The following is a 22,603-nucleotide window of genomic DNA, read 5'->3' on the forward strand; positions in this document are numbered from 1 at the left end:
CCGTGACGCCGCCGCAGACCACCGTGGACGGTGCGGCCGCGAGCGCGGCCCGTCGTGTGGAGCTCCGTCCCGTGGGCGCGCAGGACCATCCGCTGCTGCACCGGTGGGTGACGTCCCCGCACGCCGTGTACTGGGAGATGACGGAGGCGGGTCTGGCCGACGTCGTGGCCGAGTACGAGGCGATCGCCGCGCACCCGCACCACCACGCGCACGTGGGGCTCGTGGACGGGACCGCGACCTTCCTGGTGGAGGTCTACGACCCGGCCCACTCGGAGCTGGCCGGACGGTATGCGGGCGCGCCCGGCGACGTCGGCCTGCACGTGCTCGTCGCCCCGACGGACACCCCGGTGCCCGGGACCACGGACCTGGTGATGGCCGCGGTGGTGCGCTGGTGCCTGGCCCAGCCGGGGGCGCGGCGCGTCGTCGTCGAGCCGGACGAGCGCAACGCCGCCATCCGGGCGAAGAACCTGGCCGCCGGGTTCACGGAGCTCGGTCCCGTGGCGCTGGGATCCAAGACGGCGATGCTCTCGATCGCCACGCCCGAGTCCTTCACTGCCAGCCGGATCGGCGTCCTCGCCGCCGGGCTGGACCTCACCCTCCCCGAGCCCCCGCTCCTCCTCACCCCCGACAGGCAGGTGTCCGCATGACCCCCGTCCCCCCGTCCTCCCCGTCCCGCCTGGACGCGCTGACGGCGCCGACCGCCCGGCACGCCCACCGGCTGCTCGTCGCCAAGGCGATCCGCGAGTTCACCCATGAGCGGCTCCTGACGCCGGTGCGCGGCGAGCGGGTCGACGACGCCGGCCGCCACGCCTACACGCTCACCCTGGGCGGGGTGCGGTGGACGTTCACCGCGCGTGCCCTCCCGCTCGAGCACCTCGGCGTGGATCCGGACTCGGTGTGCCGTGCCGGGGATCCGGACGCGGTGGCCGTCGACCGCTTCGTCCTCGACGCGGCCGAGGTGCTCGGGCTGGCCGGCGAGGCGCTGGACGTCTATCTCGAGGAGCTCGCCTCCACCTTCGCCGCCCGGTGCCACACCCTGGCCGGCGAGCGCCCGTCCGCCGCCGACCTGGTGGACGCGGACTACACGGCGGTGGAGGCCGCCATGAGCGAGGGACACCCGGGCTTCGTGGCCACCAACGGCCGCATCGGCTGGGGGGCCACGGAGTACGCGATGTTCGCCCCCGAGGGCGGGCGGGCGCTGCACCCGGTGTGGCTCGCGTTCCCCTCCGAGCTCGGGGGACGGTGGACCTGGCCCAAGACCGCGAGCGCGGGCGCCGCCGTGCCGGCGCCGCCCCCGCCGATCACCGAGGCGGTGGCGGGCCTGTGGGCGGAGCGGGCGGCGGCGCTCGACGTCGATCCGGAGGCGTACACGCTGATCCCGGTGCACCCGTGGCAGTGGGAGCACCGGATCCAGGTGGCGTTCGCCCCCGACCTCGCCGCGGGGCGGCTGGTGCACGTGGGCGAAGACCCGGACGCGTTCACGGCCATGCAGGCGGTGCGCACCCTGTTCAACGCGAGCGACCCGCACGCCCCGCAGCTGAAGACGGCGTTGTCCGTGCAGAACATGGGGTTCGTGCGCGGCCTCTCCCCCGCGTACATGTCCGTCACCCCGGCGATCAACGCGGTGGTGGCCGACCTCGTGGACTCCGACCCCCTGCTCGCGAGGTGGGGCTTCGGGGTGCTGCGGGAGTACGCCTCGGCCGGGTACACCGGGGACGCCTTCCATGCCGTGGGCTCGAAGGGTCCTCACACGAAGATGCTCGCCGCCCTGTGGCGGGAGAGTCCGCTGCCGCGCCTGGCGGAGGGCGAGCGGGTCATGACCATGGCGGCGCTGCTGCACCGGGACGGCGGGGGCCGCTCCGTGGCGGGGGCGCTCGTGGAGCGCTCGGGGCTGACGGCGGCGCAGTGGCTGCACGGGGTGGTGACGGCCTACGTGACCCCGCTGGTGCATCTGGCCGCCGCCTACTCGACCGTGTTCATGCCCCACGGGGAGAACATCGTGCTCCGCCTGCGGGAGGGACGGGTCACCGGCGCCTTCCTCAAGGACATCGGGGAGGAGGTGGTGGTCGGCGCGGACGGCGTCCCGCTCACGGAGCAGACCCGGCGCATCCGCATCGACCTCACCGACGAGGACCTCTCCCTCTCCTTCTTCACGGACATGCTGGACGGCGTGCTGCGCCATCTGGCCGACGTGATGGACGCGGACGCCCTGCTGCCGGCGGAGGAGTTCTACGCCGTGGTGGGGCGGGTCCTCGCCGAGTACACGGCCCTGGGGCTCGCGGATGTGGAGCGCCTCGGCCTGGACGCGGAGGACTTCGCGCACTCGTGCCTGAACCGGTTGCAGCTGCGGAACGCCACGCAGATGGTGGACCTGACGGACCCGTCGGGCTCGCTGCTCTACGCCGGTCGCCTGGCCAACCCGGTGGCCGCGCCGCTGCGCCGCGCGCTGGCGGAGCTCCGGCAGGACGCCGCGGCATGAGCGCGGACGCGTGGACCGGGACGGCGACGGGTGACGTGGCGGGCCGTTGCCACCGGGACGCGCACGGCGTGCCGACGCTCGTGGCCGCGTCCCTGCCCGAGCTGGCCTACCTCCAGGGGTGGCACGTGGCGACGGAGCGGGCCTGGCAGGTCGACTGCGAGCACCGCCGGGTCACCGGCATGAGCGCCGAGGTGTTCGGCCCGCCGGCGGTGGCGAACGACGTCGCCGCCCGGCAGATGGACCTGGACGGTGCGGCCCGCCAGGCGTTCAACGCCCTCGACGACGCGGAGGACCGGGCCTGGTTCACCCGGTTCGCCGACGGCGTGAACGCGGGGCTGGACGCCGGGGCCCGGCGCGCGCCCGAGTTCGCCGCCCACGGGGTGAAGCCGCTGCCGTTCGACCCGCACACGGCGCTCGCCCTGCACCTGGGCTACAACGTCTGGCTGACCAACGCGCCGGCCGCCCTGTTCCGCACCCTGCTGGCCGAGCGCTTCCCCGCGCTCGCCGCGGCGCTGATCTCGCCGCGCCCCGACGCGGACGGCTCGAACGCCTGGGCGGTGCGCGTCGGCGCCGAGGGCGCTCCGCTCGTGGCCGCCGACCCGCACCGGCTGCTCGAGCTGCCCGGCGTCTACCAGCAGGTGCGCCTCGTGGTGGAGGCCGAGCGTCCCCGGGACCGCGTCGACGTCGTCGGCCTGGCCTTCCCCGGTGTGCCGGGCGTCCCGCATGTGGGGCAGTCCGAGCACGTCGCGTGGGTGACGACCTCGGCGATGGTGTCCTCGCTCGAGATGGTCCTCGAGGACGCCCCCGAGGGGCCGGAGGTCCTCGACGCCCGGACCGAGCGGGTGCACGTGCGCGGCGGCGACCCCGTGGACGTGCGGGTGGCCCACACCCCGCGCGGGCGGCTCGTGGACGTGCCCGGCGCCGGCCCGGTGAGCATGCGGTTCCCCGCCTGGGACCGCGCCGACACCGGCCTGCCGAGCGCGCGCCGGCTGCTCACGGCCGCGAGCGCCGCGGAGGCCTGCGCGGTGCTGGACGGGCACGTCGAGCCGGTCAATCGCGTGATCGTCGCGGACCGGCGGACGGTGCTCACCCGGCACGCCGGGGCCGTGCGGCGCCGGGATCGACGCTCGGCCTGGGGTGCGGCGCGGGCCTCCGCGCTGGGCCGGGGCTCCGCCGACGGGTCCCTCGATCAGCGCTGGGTGCGCTGGCCCGCGCCGGCCGCGGCGGACGACGTCGTGGTGGCGGCCAACGAGCCCCACCCGGACACCGCCTGCCTCACCGTGGACGCGTGCGCGCCGTGGCGGTCCCGCCGCATCCGGGAGGCCCTCGAGGCGCTGGCACCGCAGGAGCGGACCGTGGACGCGATGGCCGCCCTGCAGACGGACACCCGGACCCCGGGCGCGCCGCGGGCCTGGCTCGCCGACGCCGTCGACGCGCTCGTCGCGGACGACGTGCTGGCCGCGGAGTCCGTCCCGGCGTGGGCCGGCGACGCCGCCGCCGGATCGGCCGCGGCCCGCTGGTGGCTCCTCGTGGAGCACGAGGTGGCCGCCGCCCTGATCGCGCACCTGCCGCCCGCCTCGCGGGCCCTGCTCGGCGGCCCGTGGGCACCGTGGGGCGACGCCGCCGCATGGGTCGGCGCGGCGCTCGCCGAGCGCGGGCCGGAGCCGCTGCGCGCGGCCCTGGGGGTCGCAGCGTCGACGAGGGACCTCGTGCGGGCCGCCGTCGCCGCCGTCGGCGACGCCGCTGAGCCGCCGGGCCCCGACGACACGGCTCGGACGTGGGGTGCGGCGCATGCCCTGACCCCGTTCCTGTTCACGCACGAGCATCCCGGCGGGCCGGATGTGCCGGGGCTCGCCGACGTGCTCGACACGATCGGGTCCGTCCGGGTGGGCGGCACCGCGGACGCGGTCTGCGCCACCTCGCACGCCCCCGGCCTGGCCGTCGGCACCCACCGCGGGCCAGTGGCCCGGGTCGTGTTCGACCTCGGCGACCGCACCCGCAGCCGGTGGGTCGTCCCGTTCGGCGCCTCCGGTCTCGGAGGCGGGCACGTGACGGATCAGCTGGACGCGTGGGCCGCCGGCCGCCTGCTGCCCGTGCCGTCCGGTCCCGTCCCCCCGTCCGCCGGCAGCGGCGTCGCACCCGCCCGCTCCGTCCCCGGCGGGGCCCCTCCGGGACGCATCGTGGCCGAGGTCGGCGTCGGGGCGTTGGGCCTGACCATGACGCGCGTCCGCCCGGCCCTGGACGCCCCGCTGATCCACGCACTCGTCACGGAGCCGCGGGCGGAGTTCTACGGGATGCGCGGGCACAGCGTGCAGGACGTCGAGGAGGTCTACGACTTCCTCGAGTTCCAGCCCACCCACGCGAACCACCTCGTGTGGCACGGCGGGACCCTCGTGGCCCTCGTGCAGACCTACGACCCTCGCGCGGAGGAGGTCGGCGGCGCCTACGAGGTGCGGGACGGGGACCTCGGATTCCATTTCATCACCGCCCCCGGCGGCCTGCAGGGGCGCGCCCGCGCCACGGCCTACCGGAGCATTGTGGACTGGTTGGGCGCACGCCCCGGCACGCGTCGGCTCGTGATCGAGCCGGACGTCCGCAACACGCGGGCCGTGAAGACCGCCCGGGCTCTGGGCTTCACGGTGGACCGGGAGGTCGAGCTGCCGGGCAAGCGGGCGGCGCTGTGCTTCCGCGCCGTGCACTGACCCTGCCCCGCACACGGCGACGGCGCGCACCCGCCTCGGTGCGCGCCGTCGTCGTGCCGGTCAGGGGCGGTGGCTCACTTGTGCTCGGCCACGCCCGTCTGGCCCTCCCGGACCAGGGCGGTCATGCGGGAGACCGTGCGGAAGTACTTCTTCATGTAGCCGCCGTGCATCATCTCCTGCGTGAACAGGGCGTCGAAGGGCACGCCGGAGGCGAGGACGGGCACGTCCTTGTCGTACAGGCGGTCCGCGAACACCACGAAACGCAGGGCCGTGGCCTGCTCCGTGATGGTGTGCACGTCGTGGAGGGCGAGCACGTCCACGTCCTTGACGAGCTCGCGGTAGCGGGAGGGATGCACGCGGGAGAGCATCGCGGTGAGGTCCGCGAAGTCGTCCACGGCGAGCACACCCGCGTCGGGGAAGTTCTCCTGGGCGGTGGCCTCGACGGCGGCGTCGTCCAGCGGCGACGGGGCGGCGGAGAGGCCGCGGTGGCGGTAGTCCTCGCCGTCCACGCGGATGACCTCGAACTGGTCGGCCAGGACCTGGATCTCGCGCTTGAAGTCCTGCGCCGCGAAGCGCCCCTCGCCGAGCGAGCCCGGCAGGGTGTTGGAGGTCGCCACCAGGCGCACGCCGGCGTCGGCCAGCTCGCGCATGAGGCGGGACATCAGCACGGTGTCCCCCGGGTCGTCGAGCTCGAACTCGTCGATGCACACGAGGGTGTACTCCTTGAGCTCGTCCACCGCCTTGCGGAAGGACAGGGCGCCCACGAGGTTGGTGTACTCCACGAACGTGCCGAACGCCTTGGGCCCGGGGGCCGCGTGCCACGTCGAGGCCAGCAGGTGGGTCTTGCCGACGCCGAAACCGCCGTCGAGGTAGATGCCGGCCGGCCCTGCCGCCCGCTTCTTCCCGCCGAACAGGCCGCCGAGGAACCCGCCGCCCGAACCGCCCCGGCCGAGGTCTGCCGCGAACCGGCGCAGCCGCTCCACGGCCTGTGCCTGCGAGGGGTGCGCGGGGTCCGGGATGTAGGTGTCGAAGGACACCGTGCCGAAGCGGTACGACGGGTGGAAGCCGGACAACAGCTGGTCCGGGGTGACCTGCGGCGAACGGTCGGCGAGGTGGACGATCTGAGCCACGGGACACTCCCAGGGTCGACGACGGGGATTCCGGGCCATGCTATCGGGCCGCGGACCCGACCCATGTGACCTCGCGTGTCCCGGACTGAGGGGCCCCTACCCTCTTACGTGACACCGACGTGCCGTAATCTGGCGCGCAGGGCACGGACACGGAACCCGCCGTCGTCGTGCCGCCCGCCCCGGGCCCGTGCGGGCCCGCCCCGACGCGAAGGAAGGCAGTGCCATGACCGATACCGCCGCGAAGTTCTCCGAGTACGCCCACCCCGAGAAGCTGGTGTCCACGCAGTGGGTCGCCGACCATGTCGGCGACGAGGACGTCGTGGTCCTCGAGTCCAACGAGGACGCTCTCCTCTACTCCACCGGCCACATCCCCGGCGCCCAACGCGTCGACTGGCACACCGAGCTCAACGACCCCGTCACCCGCGACTTCGTCGGCCCCGAGGCCTTCGCCGAGTTCGCCGCCTCCAAGGGGATCTCCCGGGACACCACCGTGGTGTTCTACGGCGACAAGTCCAACTGGTGGGCCGCCTACGCCCTGTGGGTGTTCACCCTCTACGGCCATGAGGACCTGCGCCTGATGGACGGCGGCCGTGACAAGTGGATCGCGGAGGGACGCGAGACCACCCGCGAGGTCCCGACCGTGGCCCGCGCCGAGTACCCGGTGATCGAGCGCGACGACCACACAGATCGTGCCGCCCGCGAGGACGTCCTGCAGGCCATCGGGACCACCCCGCTGATCGACGTCCGCTCCCGTCCCGAGTACACGGGCGAGACCACGCACATGGCCGGCTACCCGCAGGAGGGCACCCTGCGCGGCGGCCACATCCCCACGGCGGCGTCCGTGCCGTGGGCGTCCGCGGCCAACGAGGACGGCACCTTCAAGTCCCGCGCCGAGCTGGAGCAGGTCTATCGCGCCGGCGCCGGGCTGCAGGAGGGTGACGACGTGATCGCCTACTGCCGCATCGGCGAGCGGTCCTCCCACACCTGGTTCGTGCTCAAGTACCTGCTCGGCCACGAGGACGTCCGCAACTACGACGGCTCCTGGACCGAGTGGGGCAACGCCGTGCGCCTGCCGATCGCCGTCGGCGAAGAGCCGGGCGAGGCCCCCGCGCGCTGAGCCCCCGGCACGGCGTGGATCACTAGACTGGGACACCATGACCGAGAACCACGCCGTGCCCGCCGCCCTGGCCGAGATCATCGACGACTTCGCCGGGGTGCCCGATCCCGAGAAGCTCGAGCTGCTGCTGGAATTCTCGGACGAGCTGCCGGCGCTGCCGGAGCGCTACGACGGCCACGAGGCCGAGATGGAGCAGGTCGTGGAGTGTCAGACCCCGCTGTTCCTGGCCGTGGAGCTCGAGGGTGAGCCCGGTCCGCAGGCCCCGGTCCGCCTCTTCATCACCGCTCCCCCGGAGGCGCCCACCACGCGCGGTTTCGCCTCCGTGCTCACCCAGGGCCTGGACGGGCTGAGCGCCCTCGAGGTCCTGGACGTGCCCGAGGACATCCCCACCCGCCTCGGTCTGGCCAAGGCCCTCACCCCCCTGCGCCTGCGCGGAATGTCCGCCATGCTCGGCCGCATCAAGCGCAACGTGCGCGAGCAGGCCGGGATCGCCTGAGTCCGCCGTGGGCCAGCGCAAGAAGGATCGCAGCGCCCGGCACGGGGCGGCCACACCGGCCGTCGCCGCCCTCGAGGCCGCCGGGGTCCCGTACCGGCTGCACACCTTCGACGTGGCCCTCGACGCCGGCGGCGAGCGGTTCGGCGTCCAGGTCGCCCGGGCGCTCAGCGTGCCCGCCGACCGACTGTTCAAGACGCTGATGGTGGCGGACCCCGACGGCGCGCTCGCCGCGTGCGTGGTGCCCGTGTCCGGTCAGCTGGACCTGCGGGCCGCCGCCGCGGTGCTGGGCGTCAAGCGACTCGCCCTGGCCGATCTGGCCGTCGTCGAACGCCGGACCGGCTACGTGCGGGGCGGCGTCTCTCCCCTGGGCCAGCGCCGGCCCCACCCCGTCGTCCTGGACTCCTCCGCCCTCGACGCGGAGCTCATGTACGTCTCCGGCGGGCAACGCGGCCTGGATGTGGAGATCGCGCCCGCCGACCTCGTGCAGGTGACGGGCGCCGTCGTCGCGGAGATCGCGGCGGACTGACGGGCGGGTCCTGCGGCCGGGCCGGTCAGACGTCGTCGCGCGCCTGGCGGCGCACCACAGCCATGCGCTGGCCGACGGTGACCAGGGAGGCTGCGGCGAGCAGCCCCAAGGTGACGGCCAGGACGACCGGGGGCAGACCGAGGCCGGTGAGGCCGGCGACCACGAGGGTGGCCACGAGCCGTTCGGCGCGCTCGGCGATGCCCACGTGCGCGTCCCAGCCGAGGGCCTCCGCCTTGGCGCGCACGTAGGAGACGAGCATGCCCAGGGCCAGGCAGGCCCCGGAGAGCGCGCCGACCGCGGGTGCGGCGCCGACGCCGAAGCCCCACAGGCACAGCCCGAGGAACACGGCCGCGTCCTGCACGCGGTCCAGGGTGGAGTCGAGGAACGCGCCCCAGCGGCCGGTGGACCCGGCCTCGCGCGCCATGATCCCGTCCACCAGGTCCGAGAACACGAACGCGGTGATGAAGAGCGTGCCCCAGAACAGGTGCCCCAGGGGGAAGAGCACGAGCGCGCCCAGGCTCACGCCGAGTGTGCCGACGACCGTCACGGTGTCCGGACTGACCCCGGCCCGCAGGAGCGTACGGGCCACCGGGGTGAACAGGCGGGTGGTGACGCCGCGCGCGTGACGGTCCAGCATCAGGCGGGGTCTCCGGCCCCCGGGCGAGGATGCTCGGCCGCGGCACGGGCGTTGGCCGCCCGGCGCGCGGCGTGGTCCTGGGCGGCCCGGTCCCAGACGTCCGCGAGGATCTGACGGGTCTCCCCCAGGGTCTGCGACATGTTCTTGGTCCGGGCGATGATCGGCAGGAAGTTGCCGTCGCCGGTCCACCGCGGCACCACGTGCTGGTGCAGATGGGCCGCGATCCCGGCGCCGGCCACCGCCCCCTGGTTCATGCCGAGGTTGTAGCCGGACGCGCCGGCGGCCTGGCCGAGGGCGAGCATCGCCGTCTGGGTCAGCTCCGCCATCTCGGCGGCCTCCTCCGTGGTGGTGTCCGTGTACAGGGGCACGTGGCGGTAGGGGCAGACGAGCAGGTGACCGGGGTTGTACGGGTACAGGTTCAGCACCACGTAGGCGGTGCGGCCGCGGTGGACGATGAGGGAGTCCTCATCGTCGCGCTGCGGGGCCGCGCAGAACGGGCAGGTGTGCTCGTCCTTGACCTGGCCCGTCCCCTTGGACACGTACGCCATGCGGTGGGCGTTCCAGAACCGCTCGAAGGCGTCCGGGGCGCCGGGCAGCTCGAAGCCGTCCGTGGCGGCGGCGTCCGCCGACGCGCGGGCCTGCGCCCGCGCGTCGGATCCGCCGGTGCCGGGGCTGGTCATGGGGTGACCTCGCGCTCGCGCACCGCCTTCACAATGCGTTCGATCGCCTCCTCCACCGGCACGCCGTTGTCCTGGGTGCCGTCGCGGAAGCGGAAGGACACGGCGTTCGCCTCCCTGTCCTCGCCGCCGGCGATCAGCACGAACGGCGCCTTCTCCTTGGCCGCGGTGCGGATCTTCTTCGGGAAGCGGTCCGAGGAGTCGTCCAGGCGCGCCCGGATCCCCTCGGCACGCAGCTTCGCGACGACGTCGTCCAGGTAGTCGTTGAATGCCTCGGCCACCGGGATGGCCACGACCTGCTCCGGGGCAAGCCAGGCCGGGAACGCGCCGGCGTAGTGCTCGGTGAGGACGCCCAGGAAGCGCTCGATGGAGCCGAAGAGGGCGCGGTGGATCATCACGGGGCGCTGACGGGTGCCGTCGGCGGCCTGGTACTCGAGGTCGAAGCGCTCGGGCAGGTTGAAGTCCAGCTGGATGGTGGACATCTGCCAGGTGCGGCCGATGGCGTCCCGGGCCTGGACCGAGATCTTCGGGCCGTAGAACGCGGCGCCGCCCGGATCCGGGACGAGCTGCAGACCGGAGGCCTCCGCGACCTCGGCGAGGGTGCGGGTGGCCTCCTCCCAGATCTCGTCGGAGCCGACGAACTTCTCCGGGTCCTTCGTGGAGAGCTCGAGGTAGAAGTCGTTGAGGCCGTAGTCCTTGAGCAGGTCGAGGACGAAGTTGAGCGTGGTGGTCAGCTCCTCCTTCATCTGCTCGCGGGTGCAGTAGATGTGGGCGTCGTCCTGGGTCATGCCGCGCACGCGCGTGAGCCCGTGCACCACGCCGGACTTCTCGTACCGGTACACGGAGCCGAACTCGAACAGCCGCAGCGGCAGCTCACGGTAGGACCGGCCGCGGGAGCGGTAGATCAGATTGTGCATGGGGCAGTTCATCGGCTTGAGGTAGTAGTTCTGCCCCTGGCGCGTGATCTCGCCGGTCTCGGGATCACGGACCTCGTCGATGCGCATGGGCGGGAACATGCCGTCCGCGTACCAGTCGAGGTGGCCGGACACCTCGTAGAGGTGCTGCTTGGTGATGTGCGGGGTGTAGACGAACTCGTAGCCGGCCTCGGTGTGGCGCCGACGGGAGTAGTCCTCCATCTCCTTGCGGATGATGCCGCCGCGCGGGTGGAACACGGGCAGGCCGGAGCCGAGCTCGTCCGGGAAGGAGAAGAGATCCAGCTCGGCGCCGAGCTTGCGGTGGTCGCGGCGCTCGGCCTCGGCGAGGCGCTCCTGGTAGGCCTTGAGGTCGTCCTTGCTGGCCCAGGCGGTGCCGTAGATGCGCTGCAGCTGCTTGTTCTTCTCGTTGCCGAGCCAGTAGGCGGCGGCGGAGCGGGTGAGCGCGAAGCCGTTGCCGATGAGCTTGGTGGAGGGCAGGTGCGGGCCGCGGCAGAGGTCGCACCACACGGCGTCGCCGGTCTTGCGGTCCACGTTGTCGTAGATGGTGATCTCCCCGGCCCCGACCTCCACGGAGGCGCCCTCGCCGGCGGTGTCCGCGGCGTCCTTCTTGCCGAGCAGCTCGAGCTTGTAGGGCTCGTCCGCCATCTCGGCGCGGGCGGTCTCCTCGTCCACGACGCGGCGGCGGAAGGTCTGGCCGGACTTCACCATCTTCTGCATGAGCGAGGAGATCTGCTTGAGGTCCTCGGGGGTGAAGGGCTCGTCGACGTCGAAGTCGAAGTAGAAGCCGTCCGTGATGTACGGGCCGATGCCGAGCTTGGCGCCCGGACGCAGCTGCTGCACGGCCTGGGCCATCACGTGGGCGGTGGAGTGCCGCAGCACCTCGAGGCCCTCGGGCTCCGTGATGTCCACCGACTCGACGGACGCGCCGGCGGGGATCTCGCGGGCCAGGTCCCAGAGCAGGCCGTCCACCCGCATGACGGCGGTGGTCGGCTTCTCGCGGAAGAGGTCGAGGCCGGTGGTGCCGTGCGTCACCTCCCGCAGCTCTCCGTCCACGGTCAGCAGGATGTTCTTCGGCTCCGACACGGTGCTCCTTCGAGGTCTGGCTTCGGGATCGGTGGCGTACGGGGGCCACCGTCGGCCGCGTCCCATTCTAGGGGCGCGGCCGGACGGCGGGGCACGGAGGCGGACGGTCTCATCTGTCCGGGGTGGGCAGCAGCTCCCACGTCTCCGGGTGGGGCACCGGGATCGGGGGGTGCTCCGGAGCGGGCCGATCGGGTGCCGTGCGGCCGGGGCGGGCCCCGCCGGCCGGCCCGACGTCGGTGCGCACCTTCACGGGCCAGCCGCCCGTGCCGTGGTGCGGGATGTCCGGCAGGGGCTGCGCCCCGGTGCCCGCCCGGCCGCTGCGGCGCGCGGCGGCGGCACGGCGGTCCGCCGCGAGCCAGTCCCGCCACTGCTGCCGAGTGGTGTCCAGGTAGTCGGGGTCCGGGAGCGTCTCGGGCCGGTGCAGGTCCCAGGCGCGCACGGCCTGGACGGACACGGCCCGGTCGCCGGTGCGCCGGACGGTGCCCTCGATCAGCAGGAGGCGGGCGGAGAAGAGCATCTCCCCGGAGGCGTGCTGGGCCTCGGTGAAGAAGGAGGCGTCCACGCAGCCGGTGCCGTCGTCCACGGAGAGGAACACCACCCGCTTGCCGCTGCGCATGGGCGGGGTCTGGGTGGCCACGCGCACCCCGGCCACGAGCACCCGGGACTGCGTGCGCAGCCCGAGCAGGTCCTTCGCCCGGGTGACGCCGAGCGCGTCCAGGTACGGGGCGTGGGAGTCCATGAGGTGGGCGGTGACGTCCAGGGCGGTGAGCTCCAGCTCGGTGCGGACCCGGGCGGCCGGGCCCGGGTCAGGGAAGAGCGGGGCGAGGGCGGTGAGCTCGGTGTCCGGCAGGTCCAGGGCCAGCTGGCCCTCCACCTGCCGCGGACGGGCGGACCGCGAGCGCGGGGCGGTGCGGCCGGGGGCGGTGCCGCGGGTGGTGGAGTGCTGGAGTTCGAGGTGGTGGACGAGGTCGGTGCGGGAGGCGCCGCCGGGTGGGAGGAGGCAGTCGAGGGCGCCGAGCTGGGCGAGGCGTTCGAAGTTGCGGGCGGTGGGGCGGGCGCGGTCGCGGACGTCGGCGAGGGAGCGGTAGGGGCGGCCGGCGTCGAGGCGGTCGGTCTCGGCTTCGCTGAGTCCGGAGAGGCTGGTGAGGGGCAGGCGGATGCCCCAGCGGCCGGGGGCGCCGTCGTCGACCTCGGGGTGGGCGGGGACCCATTCGACGTGGACGTGGCGGGAGGAGGCGTTGACGTCCACGGGGAGGACGGGGATGCCCATGCGGCGGGCCTCGGCGACCATGAGGCGGGCGGGGTACATGCCGGGGTCGTGTTCGAGGATGGCGGCCATGAAGGCGGCGGGGTGGTGGGTCTTGAGCCAGGCGGAGTGGTAGGTGGGGACGGCGAAGGCGGCGCCGTGGGCCTTGCAGAAGCCGAAGGAGCCGAAGGCGGAGAGGGTGGCCCAGACCTCGTCGATGACCTCGAGGGAGTAGCCGCGGGCGAGGGCGCCGGTGCGGAAGGCCTCTTCGACGAGGTGTTCCTGCGGGCCGCCGAGGAGGCGGCGGTGCTCGTCGGCGCGGGCCAGTCCGCAGCCGGTCATGACGTCCATGGTGCGCAGGACCTGTTCGTGGAAGACGGTGACCCCGTGGGTCTCGGCGAGGACGGGCCGCAGGTCGGGGTGCGGGTAGTGGGCGGGTGCCCAGCCGTGCCGCTGTTCGAGGAAGGGCCGGACCATGTCGGACTGCATGGGGCCGGGGCGGAAGAGGGAGATGTCCACGGTGAGGTCGTTGAACTCGCGGGGGGCGAGTTTGCCGACGAGCTCGCGCTGGCCCGGGGACTCGATCTGGAAGCAGCCGAGGGTGTGGGTGGTGCGGATCATCGCGTAGGTGGCGTCGTCGTCCAGGGGCACCTGTTCGAGGTCGATGCGCTCGCCCGTGGTGCGTTCGACCTCGGCGATCGTGTAGGCGATGGCGGACTGCATGCGCACGCCGAGGATGTCGAGCTTGAGGAAGCCCATGGGGTCCATGTCGTGCTTGTCGAACTGGCTCATGGGCAGGCCCATGCCGGAGGGCTGGACGGGGGTGCGGTGCAGCAGGGCGGCGTCGCCGAGGATGACGCCGCAGGGGTGCATGGAGATGTGGCGGGGCAGGCGGTCGAGGCGTTCGGTGAGGTCGACGAGCAGGTCCAGCTGGCGGTCGCCCTCGGCGCGGCCGGACTCGATGCGGCGGGAGAGGCCGCCGAGTTCGGGCATGCGCTGGAGGGCCTCGCGGAAGTTCGAGGCGGAGAAGCGCCAGAGCTGCTTGGCGATGGCGTCCACCTCGGGTTCGGGCATGCCGAGGGCGAGGCCGGCGTCGCGGACGGCGCCGCGGGCCCGGTAGGCGTTCTGCATGCTCATGAGGGTGGTGCGCTCGGCGCCGAAGCGCTCGACGACGGCGTGGTAGATCTCGTGGCGGCGGGCGGACTCCACGTCGATGTCGATGTCCGGGAGGGTGGAGCGGTCGGTGGAGAGGAAGCGCTCCATGATCAGGCCGTTGGCCATGGGGTCGACGTGGGAGATGCGCAGGGCGTGGTTGACGAGGGAGGAGGCGCCGGAGCCGCGGGCGGCCACGCGGATGCCCATGCCCTCGATGAGGTCGACGACGGCGGCCACGGTGAGGAAGTAGGAGGAGAAGCCGAGTCGGGTGATGATGCCGAGCTCGTGTTCGGCGCGGTCCTGCAGGTCCCGGGCCGCCTGGCTGGTGCCGGGGAGGCCTCCCCCGGTGTGGAGGTGGGGGTAGCGGGCGAGGAGGCCGGCGCGGGTGCGCTCGCGCAGCACGTGCTCCGGGGGGCCGTCGATGCCGATGACGGCGGCCTCGGGGACGCGGGGCACGCCCCAGCCGAGGTCGGTCTCGGGGTCGAGCGCGCAGGCCTCGGCGAGGCGGCGGGTGGCCTCGAGCAGGGGGGCAGGGCGGTCGTCGGCGGCGGAGGCGACCTCGTGGGCGATGCGGTGCATGGCGGCGGTGGACTTGAGCCAGCCCTGCCCGTTGGGTTGCAGGTCGTGGAGGGCGTCGAGGGAGCTGAGGGCACGGACGGCGTCGAGGACGTCCGCGGTGGCGGCACCGTCCGGGGCCGCGTAGCGCACGGCGTTGGTCAGGACGGCGGGGATGCGGGCCTGGCGGGCGGCGCGGAGGGTCTTCACGGCGTGCCCGGTGTCGAGGCGGCGGCCGGGGGCGGAGAGGTGGGTGACGACGTCGGCGTGGGGGCTGCCTGCGGGCAGGGCCGCCTTCCAGCGGTGCAGGGCGGCGAGGCCGGCCGCGTACCGGCGGCGGGCCAGGTGGCGGCCGACGTCCGAGTCCGGGCCGAGGAGGACGAACAGCTCGGGGGTGGACGGGTTGTCCCGGTTGGCGGCGGTGGGGACTCGGCCGGCCGCCGCGGCGGCGAGCTCGGCGACGCTGGCCCAGGGGCTGCCGCCTGCCGCTCCCCCGGTGGTGCGGGCGTGGGCGGCGGAGACGAGCTCGCACAGGGAGCGGTAGCCGGAGCCGTGGCAGCCTCCTCGGGCGAGCACGACCACGCGGCCGGCGTCCTCGTCCTCGCTCCACCGGACGGCCAGGTCCACGCCCACGATCGGGGTGATGCCGTGGCGCAGGCAGGCGCCCACGTGCTTGGCCATGCCGTAGAGCCCGTCCCGGTCGGTGCAGGCCAGCAGGTCCATGTCCGCGGCCGCGGCGGCGGCCACGAGGTCCTCGGGCCAGCTGACCCCATGGTGGGCGCTGAACGCGGAGGCGACGTGCAGGTGGGCGAAGGGTGCGGCGGTGCGTCCGGCCGCGGCGGCCTGGCTCATGCCGACCGCCTCAGGTCCTGGGCGTGCTCGTGGACGCGCACGAGCCGCCACCGGCCGGAGTCCAGGTGGTGGGCGACGTCGAGGGTCTGCAGGGGCGCGGCGCCGGCCCGGGCCAGGCGGACCTGCAGCCGCCACATCTCGTGGTCGACGAGACCGGCGCCGCGGCCCTTCTCCGCGCGGACCTCCTCCGCCCACCAGCGGCGCCGCTCGAACCAGCGCACGGGGCGCTCTGCGAGGACGTAGTCCCGCCCGTTCCAGCGCAGCCCCTGCGGGGTGCCGTCTGCCCCGCACTCCACCGCCACCGACTGTGTGAGGACTCCCATTCTGCTTCTCTCCCTGTGCACTGCTGACCGGACCGACGACGGGGTGCCGTCGGGCGATGGGAGCGCGGCCCGTCCGGCGGACCGGACGCGGGGAAGAAGTGGGAAGGTGGGGCCGCACCCCCGATCGTACTCGAACATGTGTTCGAATGCGATGAGTGCGAAGGTAGGGTGGCCGCCGGACACGTTAAGGACGCATCGCCCCGAGACGAGCGAGGCCGGGAACGCCCTTTTCGTGAGACCGGCTGGCCGAGTCCTGGCCGGGGACCTCGAATCCGACCCTGGAGCGCACATGCACGAGAAAATCGTCTCTTGGGCCGGAAGAAGTGCGTCGGCACGGCCCTGTGGACAATGCGAGCAGGACCACAATCCGTCTGCGTATACTCCGAACCAACCGGGCCTCGCATGCCACGGGCACCGCGCTGCGGGATCAGCGCGGGAGGCGCGGACACACGACGGACGTCCAGTTGGAGGGGAAATGTCTCTCACCGCACCCGGGCGCGCCCTGCGCCGCCACCGATTCGCCCAGGCCGGCACGCTCAGCGTGGCCTTGGCGCTCGCACTGACCGCCTGCGGCGGGCAGTCCGAGCCCGCCGAGTCGTCGACGACGTCGCCCTCGTCCGCCAAGCCCGCCGTCGAGACGTCCGCGCCCGCGAGCACGAGCGAGACCGCGAGCACGAGCGAGACCGCGAGCACGAGCGAGACCGCGAGCACGAGCGAGACCGCGGGCGTCAGCTCATCCCCCATGGCCACGGAGAGCGGGTCCGGCGAATACGTGCCCGCGTCTGCCGACGGTCCCGCTCAGAACGTGCCCAAGCCGGAGATGCCCGCCGCCATGAAGGAAGAGACCAAGGAGGGCGCCGAGGCGGCGATTCGCTATTTCTGGGACGTGCACTACTACGCCGAGCAGACCGGAGACACGGAACTCCTCGACTCTCTCTACAGCGAGTATTGCGAGTTCTGCCAGTTCAGCTCGAACGACCTGCAAATGATCTACAAAGACGGGGGGTGGTACACCGGCACTGAGGTACAGATCGATTCGATTCTGACTCATCGATCCGAAACCGGGTATGTCTCGACACTCCTTGTCACTACGGGCACAGGAACGGGATACACCAAGGGCGGGGTTGTTCCCGAGAACGGAGATGTTGAAGCGGCCTCCAAGCAGCCTTGGATCGCGGAGGTCTCGTTTAACCCCGAATCTTCACACTGGATTGTTGATGAGATGTCATATGAAGGTTCGATCGGATCTAACTGATGGGGCGCACCTGGATTGTATTAGTGGCATTATTGATCAGCCTCCTATTCGTGCCTACCACTGCCGCCGCCACCCCTTCACACGCACGAGACATCGAGTCGTGCACTTCTTCGAAGAGCCACTACTCAATAAATAAAAAGGGCATTGCGGCGAATAAGAGATGCTCAGATAGACACTCAGCAACCTCGAGTTCAGTTGTTGCAACTGATTACTCAGCGACCGCCGCCCGCCCGGACCCACACCTAGAGCACAAAACGGTCAGTGCATGCTTCTCGGGGCAGCTGGGCAATCCGGATTTCGAGAGTTGTCGAGAGCAAGAGGCGAACTTCTGCCCCGAGGGTTCGTGGATCCGGGCGCAGACCGTAGACACTCGTCAGCCTGATGCTAATCCCGCCTATGGCGCCCCTAAATGTTGGACGGCCAAGGCCTCCAGCAACGGCGCCCCGCCCGTCTCCATCGACGAGGTCCGCACGCTCCTCGTGCTGGAGCCTGAGATCCGGTCGGACAATGGCGGACGCGGGATCCGCAATGCGGAGACCAACTTCTACGCAGACGCCGAGACACGCACGCTCGTCACCACCCTCAACGGGGTCGAGGTCGAACTCCGCGCCACGCCGGTGAGCTTCCACTGGGACTACGGGGACGGCTCCCCCACCAAGACCACCTCGGTCGCAGGCCAGAGCCAGCCGGAGTTCAACGTCCCCACCCCCACGAGCCACGTGTACGAGGACACCGGGCAGTACACGGTCCGCCTCACCACCGTCTACATCGGCGAATACCGGGAGGCCGGGGGCGAGTGGGTGCTCATCCCGGGCACCATCAGCCTCGACTCGGCCCCTGTCACCGCGAATATCTGGCGCACCATCACCCGCAATGTCGCCGATGACTGCAGCGTCGACTCCTCAGCCTGGGGCTGCACCGGCCCCATCGAATCCGCTCCGGCCGGCTGAGCACAGACCGCGGGGCGGCCGACGGTCTCCCGTCCACCGCCCCGCGGCCCCCTCGTCGGCCGGGTGTGTCAGACCCGGCGCACCCGCCCCCGGGCCATGAGCACGAGTCCCGCGCCGAGGGCCGCGAGCGCTCCGAGCGCGCCCGCCGGAACCTCACGCCCGGTCTCGACCGTGTCCGGGGTCGTGTGGGCGTCCTCCCCCGCCGGCACGTTCAGGGCCCGGGGCTTCTGCCCATCCGCGAGCGACTCCACGAGTGCGAAGACGTCGGACCGCTCCGCGTCCTGGGTGATAATGACGTCCTCACTCCTGGTCACCCCGTCCAGCGACCAGTCGCGAACGAGGCGGTCGTCGGTCGGGTATGTCGCGTCGGCGAGGTAGTGAAACCCGGTGAAAATTCCAACGCGGTGTCGCGCCAGAGGGTGCCCCAGCGCGGACCCCACGAGAGTTCCGCGACCGACGCGTCGTCGCCCTGGCGCTTGGACCACAATGGCAGCTCCACGCCCGGCTCGGCGTACTTCAGCGCGAGGACCCGCTCGGGGTAGTCCCCAAACACGGGGTCGGCCCGGCTGTGCTCGCCCCACGCGTAGACGAGCCCGGCAGAGGGGCCTCTGTTGCCCTCCGGAATGCCGGCGGTCTCGTCGTCGAGGGCGGCCACCGGGGTGCCGCCCACGGACAGGGTGAACAGGAGATGACCGTCTCCGGCCTCACCGCGGCACCGCGCTTCCGCGTCTCACGGGCAGGTCATCCCCGTCGCCCCGTCTCTCAGAGCAGCGTTCCCTGCTGCTCTCTCATCTCCTGGATCAGTTCTGGCCCGTTGTTCCGGACGTTCCCCACGGCGCTCCCCACGGGCCGCAGCGACCAGCCCGCCGCGACGTCGTACGCGCCGGCGCACACCTGGCCCACGAGGGCGTCGGCTTCTTCGGCAGACCCGAGCGTGTCCGGAGCGAGCCACCGGTCCATCGTCTCGGCATCCATGGGCACGGGCAGCCGGTCGTGCAGCTGGCCGAGCGCGGCGAGCACCGGATCGTCGTCGTCCGCGTCGGGCGCGGCCATGGTGAGGATCGTCGTCGAGAGGACCCAGGCGTCCTCCCCCGCGGCCTTGGCCTCGGGGTCCTGCCACCATTCGTACAGGCCGGCGAACCAGATGACCGGTCCCTCGCCGTCCCCGGCCCCGGCCGGGTGCACGTAGTAGGGCTGCTTCTTCGCGATCCGCCCGTCGGGACCCTTGGCACCAGGCTCCGGCGTCTTCCACTCGTAGTAGCCCTCCACCGGCACGGCGCAGCGGCGGGCGCGGACGGCGGCCCGGAACGTCGGCTTGGAGGCCACGGTCTCCGAGCGCGCGTTGAACGCACGGGACCCCACGGACAGCTCCTTCGCCCACGGCGGCACCAGGCCCCAGCGGGCCACGTGGATCCGCCGGGTCACCCCGGCACCGCCGTCGCCCCCACGGGTGCCTCCGGCGCCGACGTCGTCCGCGTGCGCCACGAGGATCGGCACCTCGGCTGTCGGCGCCACGTTCCAGCTCTGGCGCAGCACCAGGTCCTCATTCGCCTCGGCATCGCCCAGGGCCACCAGGTCGCTCGTGGCGCGGGCCATCACGTAGCGGCCGCACACGTCAGCGGTCCCTCCCGTCCCGGCCGCGCTCGACATACATCCACGCGATGCCGAGGGCGAAGCCCATCATCGCGCAGCCGATCACGGTGCCCCAGGGCCTCTCGGTGCCCAGTCCGAACACCACGCCCAGCCCGACGCCGATCAGCAGCCCCACCAGTGGGATGCGCCACTGAGCGAGCGTGCCGGCACCGGCCGGAGCCCCGGCTGGAGCCTCGTGGGCCTCGTCCTCGTCTCTGCCATGTCGTGCCACGGTTCGCCCCTCCGTTCACATCGATGTTGCGGCTCAGGTTGCAGTCTCCCCCGGCCGCCGCGGCGACACCACACCCCAGGCCCGGGCCTCTCACCGATGCGTCGCACAGAGTCCTGTGATGGGATGGGCAGAACGAGCCCGCACGCCGCGCCGCCCCACGCATGCGCGGCATCGGGCAGATCCCCACCACCAGGAGGAACAACGTGTCCCAGAAGGTCCGCGGCGTCGTCGCCATGGCGAAGGACGCCCCCGTCACCGTCGAGACCATCGTCATCCCCGATCCGGGACCCGGCGAGGCCGTCGTCGACATCAAGACCTGCGGCGTCTGCCACACGGATCTGCACTACCAGCAGGGCGGGATCGGGGACGAGTACCCGTACCTGCTCGGCCACGAGGCCACGGGTGTGGTCTCCGCGATCGGCGAGGGCGTCGACCACGTCAAGGTCGGCGACATCGTGATCCTCAACTGGCGCGCCGTGTGCGGCGAGTGCCGCGCGTGCCGGAAGGGCGAGCCGAAGTACTGCTTCAACACCCACAACGCGACCCAGAAGATGACCCTCGAGGACGGCACGGAGCTGTCCCCGGCCCTGGGCATCGGGGCGTTCGCGGACAAGACGCTCGTCCACGCCAAGCAGTGCACCCAGGTCGACGGCGTCGACACTCCCAAGGAACAGGCCGCGGTCGGCCTGCTCGGCTGCGGGATCATGGCCGGCATCGGCGCGGCCATCAACACCGGCGAGGTCAAGCTCGGCGAGTCCGTGGCCGTGATCGGCTGCGGCGGCGTCGGCGTGGCCGCGATCGCCGGGGCGAAGCTCGCCGGCGCCACCACGATCATCGCGGTGGACATCGACGCCAAGAAGCTCGCGAAGGCCGAGGAGCTCGGCGCCACCCACACCGTGAACTCGAAGGACGAGGACCCCGTGGAGGCCATCCGCGCGGCGACCGGCGGCTTCGGCGCCGACGTGGTCATCGAGGCGGTCGGCCGCCCGGAGACCTACGAGCAGGCGTTCTACGCCCGGGACCTGGCCGGCCGCGTCGTCCTGGTGGGCGTGCCCACCCCCGGCATGGAGCTGAAGCTGCCCCTGCTGGAGGTCTTCGGCCGCGGCGGCGCGCTGAAGTCCTCGTGGTACGGCGACTGCCTGCCGGAGCGCGACTTCCCGATGCTCGTGGACCAGTACCGCCTGGGCCGCCTGCCGCTGGACGAGTTCGTCACGGAGACCATCGCCCTGGACGAGGTGAACGAGGCCTTCGAGACGATGAAGTCCGGCGACGTCCTGCGCTCGGTGGTGGTGCTCTGATGGCGCGCATCGATCACCTGGTCACCTCCGGCACGTTCTCCCTGGACGGGGAGACGTTCGACGTGGACAACAACGTGTGGATCGTCGGCGGCGCGGAGCAGTGCGTCGTCATCGACCCGGCCCATGATGCCTCGGCCGTCTGGAAGAAGGTGAACGGCCGCCAGGTGCTGGCCATCGTCCTCACCCACGGCCACGACGACCACATCCGCCAGGTCCAGGAGTTCCGCCAGATGGTGGACGCCCCCGCGCTGCTCCACCCCGCCGACCGCATGCTCTGGGACGACGTCTTCCCCGACGAGGAGCCCGATGGCGCGCTCGCCGAGGGCGACGTCCTGCGCGTGGCCGGCGTCGAGCTGCGGGTGCTGCACACCCCCGGTCACTCCCCCGGCTCGGTCTGCCTGTACGCCCCCGCCCTGGGCGAGGCCGGCGACGACGGCGCCCCGACCGGCGTCGTGTTCTCCGGCGACACCCTGTTCCAGGGCGGGCCCGGCGCCACCGGCCGCTCGTACTCGGACTTCGACACGATCATCGAGTCCATCCGCGAGCGCCTGCTCCCGCTGCCGGAGGCCACCGTGGTCCACACCGGCCACGGCGACTCCACCACGATCGGCACGGAGAAGCCGCACCTGCAGGAGTGGATCGACCGCGGCCACTGAGGACGCGCCGAGGTGGGGAAGAATGGTCCCCCGTGACCATCCTCCCCGCCTCGCCCCCTCCCTCCGTGATCCTGCTCGGCGGCGCGTCGGGCTCCGGCAAGTCCTACCTGGCCCGGCAGCACGGCCGACCCCACCTCTCGCTCGATGCGTTCTACCGTCCGCAGTCCGACGACGGCGCCGCGGGTGGGCCCGGCCCCGTGTTCCCGCGCACCCCGTACGGCGAGATCGACTGGGACCACCCCGGAACATGGGATGAGCAGGCGGCCGTGGACGCCGTCGTCGAGCTGCTCGAGGAGGGCGCCACGCGCGTGCCCGACTACGACATCTCCACGTCCTCCGTCCGCGGGCACAGCACCGTCGCGCTCGAGCCGGACGGGGTGATCGTGGCGGAGGGCATCTTCGCCGAGCGCATGCCCGCCGCCCTGGACCGGGCCGAGGTCCACTACGCGGCCTGGTACATCGACCAGGCGCGGACCACGACGGCGGCCCGCCGGTTCGTGCGCGATGTCGCCGAACGCCGCAAGCCGGTGCCGTTCCTCGTGCAGCGGGGCTGGTCCCTGTACCGGACGGACGCGGCGCGCCGGGCGGCGGCCATGGCGGCCGGCTTCACCCCGCGACGCAAGCGGGAGATCATCGCGGATCTCACGGCCTGACGGCCCGCCCGCAG

21 protein-coding genes are annotated in these 22,603 nt (G+C 72.7%); 11 read left to right on the forward strand and 10 right to left on the reverse strand.

Translation table 11 applies throughout. The features are described 5' to 3' along the window. Positions 1–2: 2 nt before the first annotated feature. The 3 genes from OVA32_RS07890 to OVA32_RS07900 are packed head-to-tail and all read left to right on the forward strand — an operon-like array spanning position 3 to position 5,181. Complete coding sequence (locus tag OVA32_RS07890) at positions 3–647, forward strand: GNAT family N-acetyltransferase (protein WP_223246401.1); 645 nt, start codon at positions 3–5, stop codon at positions 645–647. After that, the gene (locus tag OVA32_RS07895; protein WP_020624757.1) at positions 644–2,479 is read left to right on the forward strand and encodes an IucA/IucC family protein; all 1,836 of its coding nucleotides are present in this window, start codon (positions 644–646) and stop codon (positions 2,477–2,479) included. Before OVA32_RS07890 ends, OVA32_RS07895 begins: the two co-directional genes overlap by 4 nt. Continuing rightward, a complete protein-coding gene (locus tag OVA32_RS07900) occupies positions 2,476–5,181 on the forward strand; it encodes a GNAT family N-acetyltransferase (protein WP_049147983.1) in 2,706 nt (901 codons plus the stop codon). Before OVA32_RS07895 ends, OVA32_RS07900 begins: the two co-directional genes overlap by 4 nt. Positions 5,182–5,255: 74 nt before the next feature. Here the strand turns inward: OVA32_RS07900 and zapE are convergent, their stop codons facing one another. Beyond that, the gene (gene zapE, locus OVA32_RS07905; RefSeq protein WP_080981737.1) at positions 5,256–6,311 is read right to left on the reverse strand and encodes a cell division protein ZapE; all 1,056 of its coding nucleotides are present in this window, start codon (positions 6,309–6,311) and stop codon (positions 5,256–5,258) included. 223 nt (positions 6,312–6,534) lie between these two features. Here zapE and OVA32_RS07910 point away from each other — a divergent pair, with 223 nt between their 5' ends. Genes OVA32_RS07910 through OVA32_RS07920 form a run of 3 tightly spaced genes read left to right on the forward strand, consistent with a single transcriptional unit; the run spans position 6,535 to position 8,450 of the window. Continuing rightward, on the forward strand, positions 6,535–7,428 hold the full coding sequence (locus OVA32_RS07910) for a sulfurtransferase (protein WP_044659665.1): 894 nt from the start codon (positions 6,535–6,537) through the stop codon (positions 7,426–7,428). Between the two features lie 37 nt (positions 7,429–7,465). Then, a complete protein-coding gene (locus OVA32_RS07915) occupies positions 7,466–7,924 on the forward strand; it encodes a SufE family protein (protein WP_004167585.1) in 459 nt (152 codons plus the stop codon). A 7-nt stretch (positions 7,925–7,931) separates the two neighbouring features. Then, complete coding sequence (locus OVA32_RS07920) at positions 7,932–8,450, forward strand: aminoacyl-tRNA deacylase (protein ID WP_044659664.1); 519 nt, start codon at positions 7,932–7,934, stop codon at positions 8,448–8,450. A 25-nt stretch (positions 8,451–8,475) separates the two neighbouring features. On the opposite strand, the gene pgsA is transcribed toward OVA32_RS07920, so the two are convergent. The 5 genes from pgsA to OVA32_RS07945 all read right to left on the reverse strand — a co-directional run bounded on the left by pgsA (position 8,476) and on the right by OVA32_RS07945 (position 15,913). Continuing rightward, complete coding sequence (gene pgsA / locus OVA32_RS07925) at positions 8,476–9,087, reverse strand: phosphatidylinositol phosphate synthase (RefSeq protein ID WP_044659663.1); 612 nt, start codon at positions 9,085–9,087, stop codon at positions 8,476–8,478. Beyond that, positions 9,087–9,767 (reverse strand): HIT family protein, encoded by a 681-nt coding sequence (locus OVA32_RS07930; protein WP_095353994.1) that lies wholly within the window; start codon positions 9,765–9,767, stop codon positions 9,087–9,089. The genes pgsA and OVA32_RS07930 overlap by 1 nt, the downstream gene beginning before the upstream one ends. Continuing rightward, the gene (thrS, locus tag OVA32_RS07935) at positions 9,764–11,782 is read right to left on the reverse strand and encodes a threonine--tRNA ligase (protein WP_063189615.1); all 2,019 of its coding nucleotides are present in this window, start codon (positions 11,780–11,782) and stop codon (positions 9,764–9,766) included. The genes OVA32_RS07930 and thrS overlap by 4 nt, the downstream gene beginning before the upstream one ends. 109 nt (positions 11,783–11,891) lie before the next feature. Further along, positions 11,892–15,590, reverse strand: coding sequence for a DNA polymerase III subunit alpha (locus OVA32_RS07940; protein ID WP_267713957.1), 3,699 nt, complete (start codon positions 15,588–15,590; stop codon positions 11,892–11,894). Next, positions 15,587–15,913 (reverse strand): DUF6504 family protein, encoded by a 327-nt coding sequence (locus tag OVA32_RS07945; RefSeq protein ID WP_036338972.1) that lies wholly within the window; start codon positions 15,911–15,913, stop codon positions 15,587–15,589. Before OVA32_RS07945 ends, OVA32_RS07940 begins: the two co-directional genes overlap by 4 nt. A 475-nt stretch (positions 15,914–16,388) precedes the next feature. On the opposite strand from OVA32_RS07945, the gene OVA32_RS07950 reads away from it, so the two are divergent. Together OVA32_RS07950 and OVA32_RS07955 are read left to right on the forward strand one after the other, a co-directional pair. After that, positions 16,389–17,168: a DUF6318 family protein gene (locus tag OVA32_RS07950; RefSeq protein ID WP_267713960.1), complete on the forward strand. Its 780-nt coding sequence runs from the start codon at positions 16,389–16,391 to the stop codon at positions 17,166–17,168. Positions 17,169–17,647: 479 nt separating this feature from the next. Continuing rightward, positions 17,648–18,118 (forward strand): PKD domain-containing protein, encoded by a 471-nt coding sequence (locus OVA32_RS07955; protein WP_004167595.1) that lies wholly within the window; start codon positions 17,648–17,650, stop codon positions 18,116–18,118. A 68-nt stretch (positions 18,119–18,186) separates the two neighbouring features. Here OVA32_RS07955 and OVA32_RS07960 read toward each other — a convergent pair whose 3' ends face one another. The 4 genes from OVA32_RS07960 to OVA32_RS07975 form a co-directional block, all read right to left on the reverse strand. Beyond that, complete coding sequence (locus OVA32_RS07960; protein ID WP_036381645.1) at positions 18,187–18,432, reverse strand: hypothetical protein; 246 nt, start codon at positions 18,430–18,432, stop codon at positions 18,187–18,189. After that, positions 18,429–18,788: a hypothetical protein gene (locus OVA32_RS07965; protein ID WP_020628069.1), complete on the reverse strand. Its 360-nt coding sequence runs from the start codon at positions 18,786–18,788 to the stop codon at positions 18,429–18,431. Before OVA32_RS07965 ends, OVA32_RS07960 begins: the two co-directional genes overlap by 4 nt. Before the next feature lie 92 nt (positions 18,789–18,880). Beyond that, on the reverse strand, positions 18,881–19,732 hold the full coding sequence (locus OVA32_RS07970) for an SOS response-associated peptidase (RefSeq protein WP_078026249.1): 852 nt from the start codon (positions 19,730–19,732) through the stop codon (positions 18,881–18,883). A gap of 1 nt (position 19,733) precedes the next feature. Then, positions 19,734–19,982 carry a hypothetical protein gene (locus tag OVA32_RS07975; RefSeq protein WP_036313195.1) on the reverse strand — a complete coding sequence of 83 codons (249 nt, stop codon included), beginning with the start codon at positions 19,980–19,982 and terminating at the stop codon, positions 19,734–19,736. Positions 19,983–20,185: 203 nt separating this feature from the next. On the opposite strand from OVA32_RS07975, the gene OVA32_RS07980 reads away from it, so the two are divergent. Genes OVA32_RS07980 through OVA32_RS07990 form a run of 3 tightly spaced genes read left to right on the forward strand, consistent with a single transcriptional unit; the run spans position 20,186 to position 22,589 of the window. Continuing rightward, positions 20,186–21,280, forward strand: a complete 1,095-nt coding sequence (locus tag OVA32_RS07980) for an S-(hydroxymethyl)mycothiol dehydrogenase (RefSeq protein ID WP_267713965.1) — start codon at positions 20,186–20,188, stop codon at positions 21,278–21,280. Beyond that, a complete protein-coding gene (locus OVA32_RS07985; RefSeq protein ID WP_095346716.1) occupies positions 21,280–21,936 on the forward strand; it encodes an MBL fold metallo-hydrolase in 657 nt (218 codons plus the stop codon). The genes OVA32_RS07980 and OVA32_RS07985 overlap by 1 nt, the downstream gene beginning before the upstream one ends. A gap of 32 nt (positions 21,937–21,968) precedes the next feature. After that, the gene (locus OVA32_RS07990) at positions 21,969–22,589 is read left to right on the forward strand and encodes a uridine kinase family protein (protein ID WP_267713968.1); all 621 of its coding nucleotides are present in this window, start codon (positions 21,969–21,971) and stop codon (positions 22,587–22,589) included. The last annotated feature ends 14 nt before the right edge of the window (positions 22,590–22,603 follow it).

Source organism: Micrococcus sp. SL257 (assembly GCF_026625585.1).
GTDB lineage: Bacteria > Actinomycetota > Actinomycetes > Actinomycetales > Micrococcaceae > Micrococcus > Micrococcus luteus.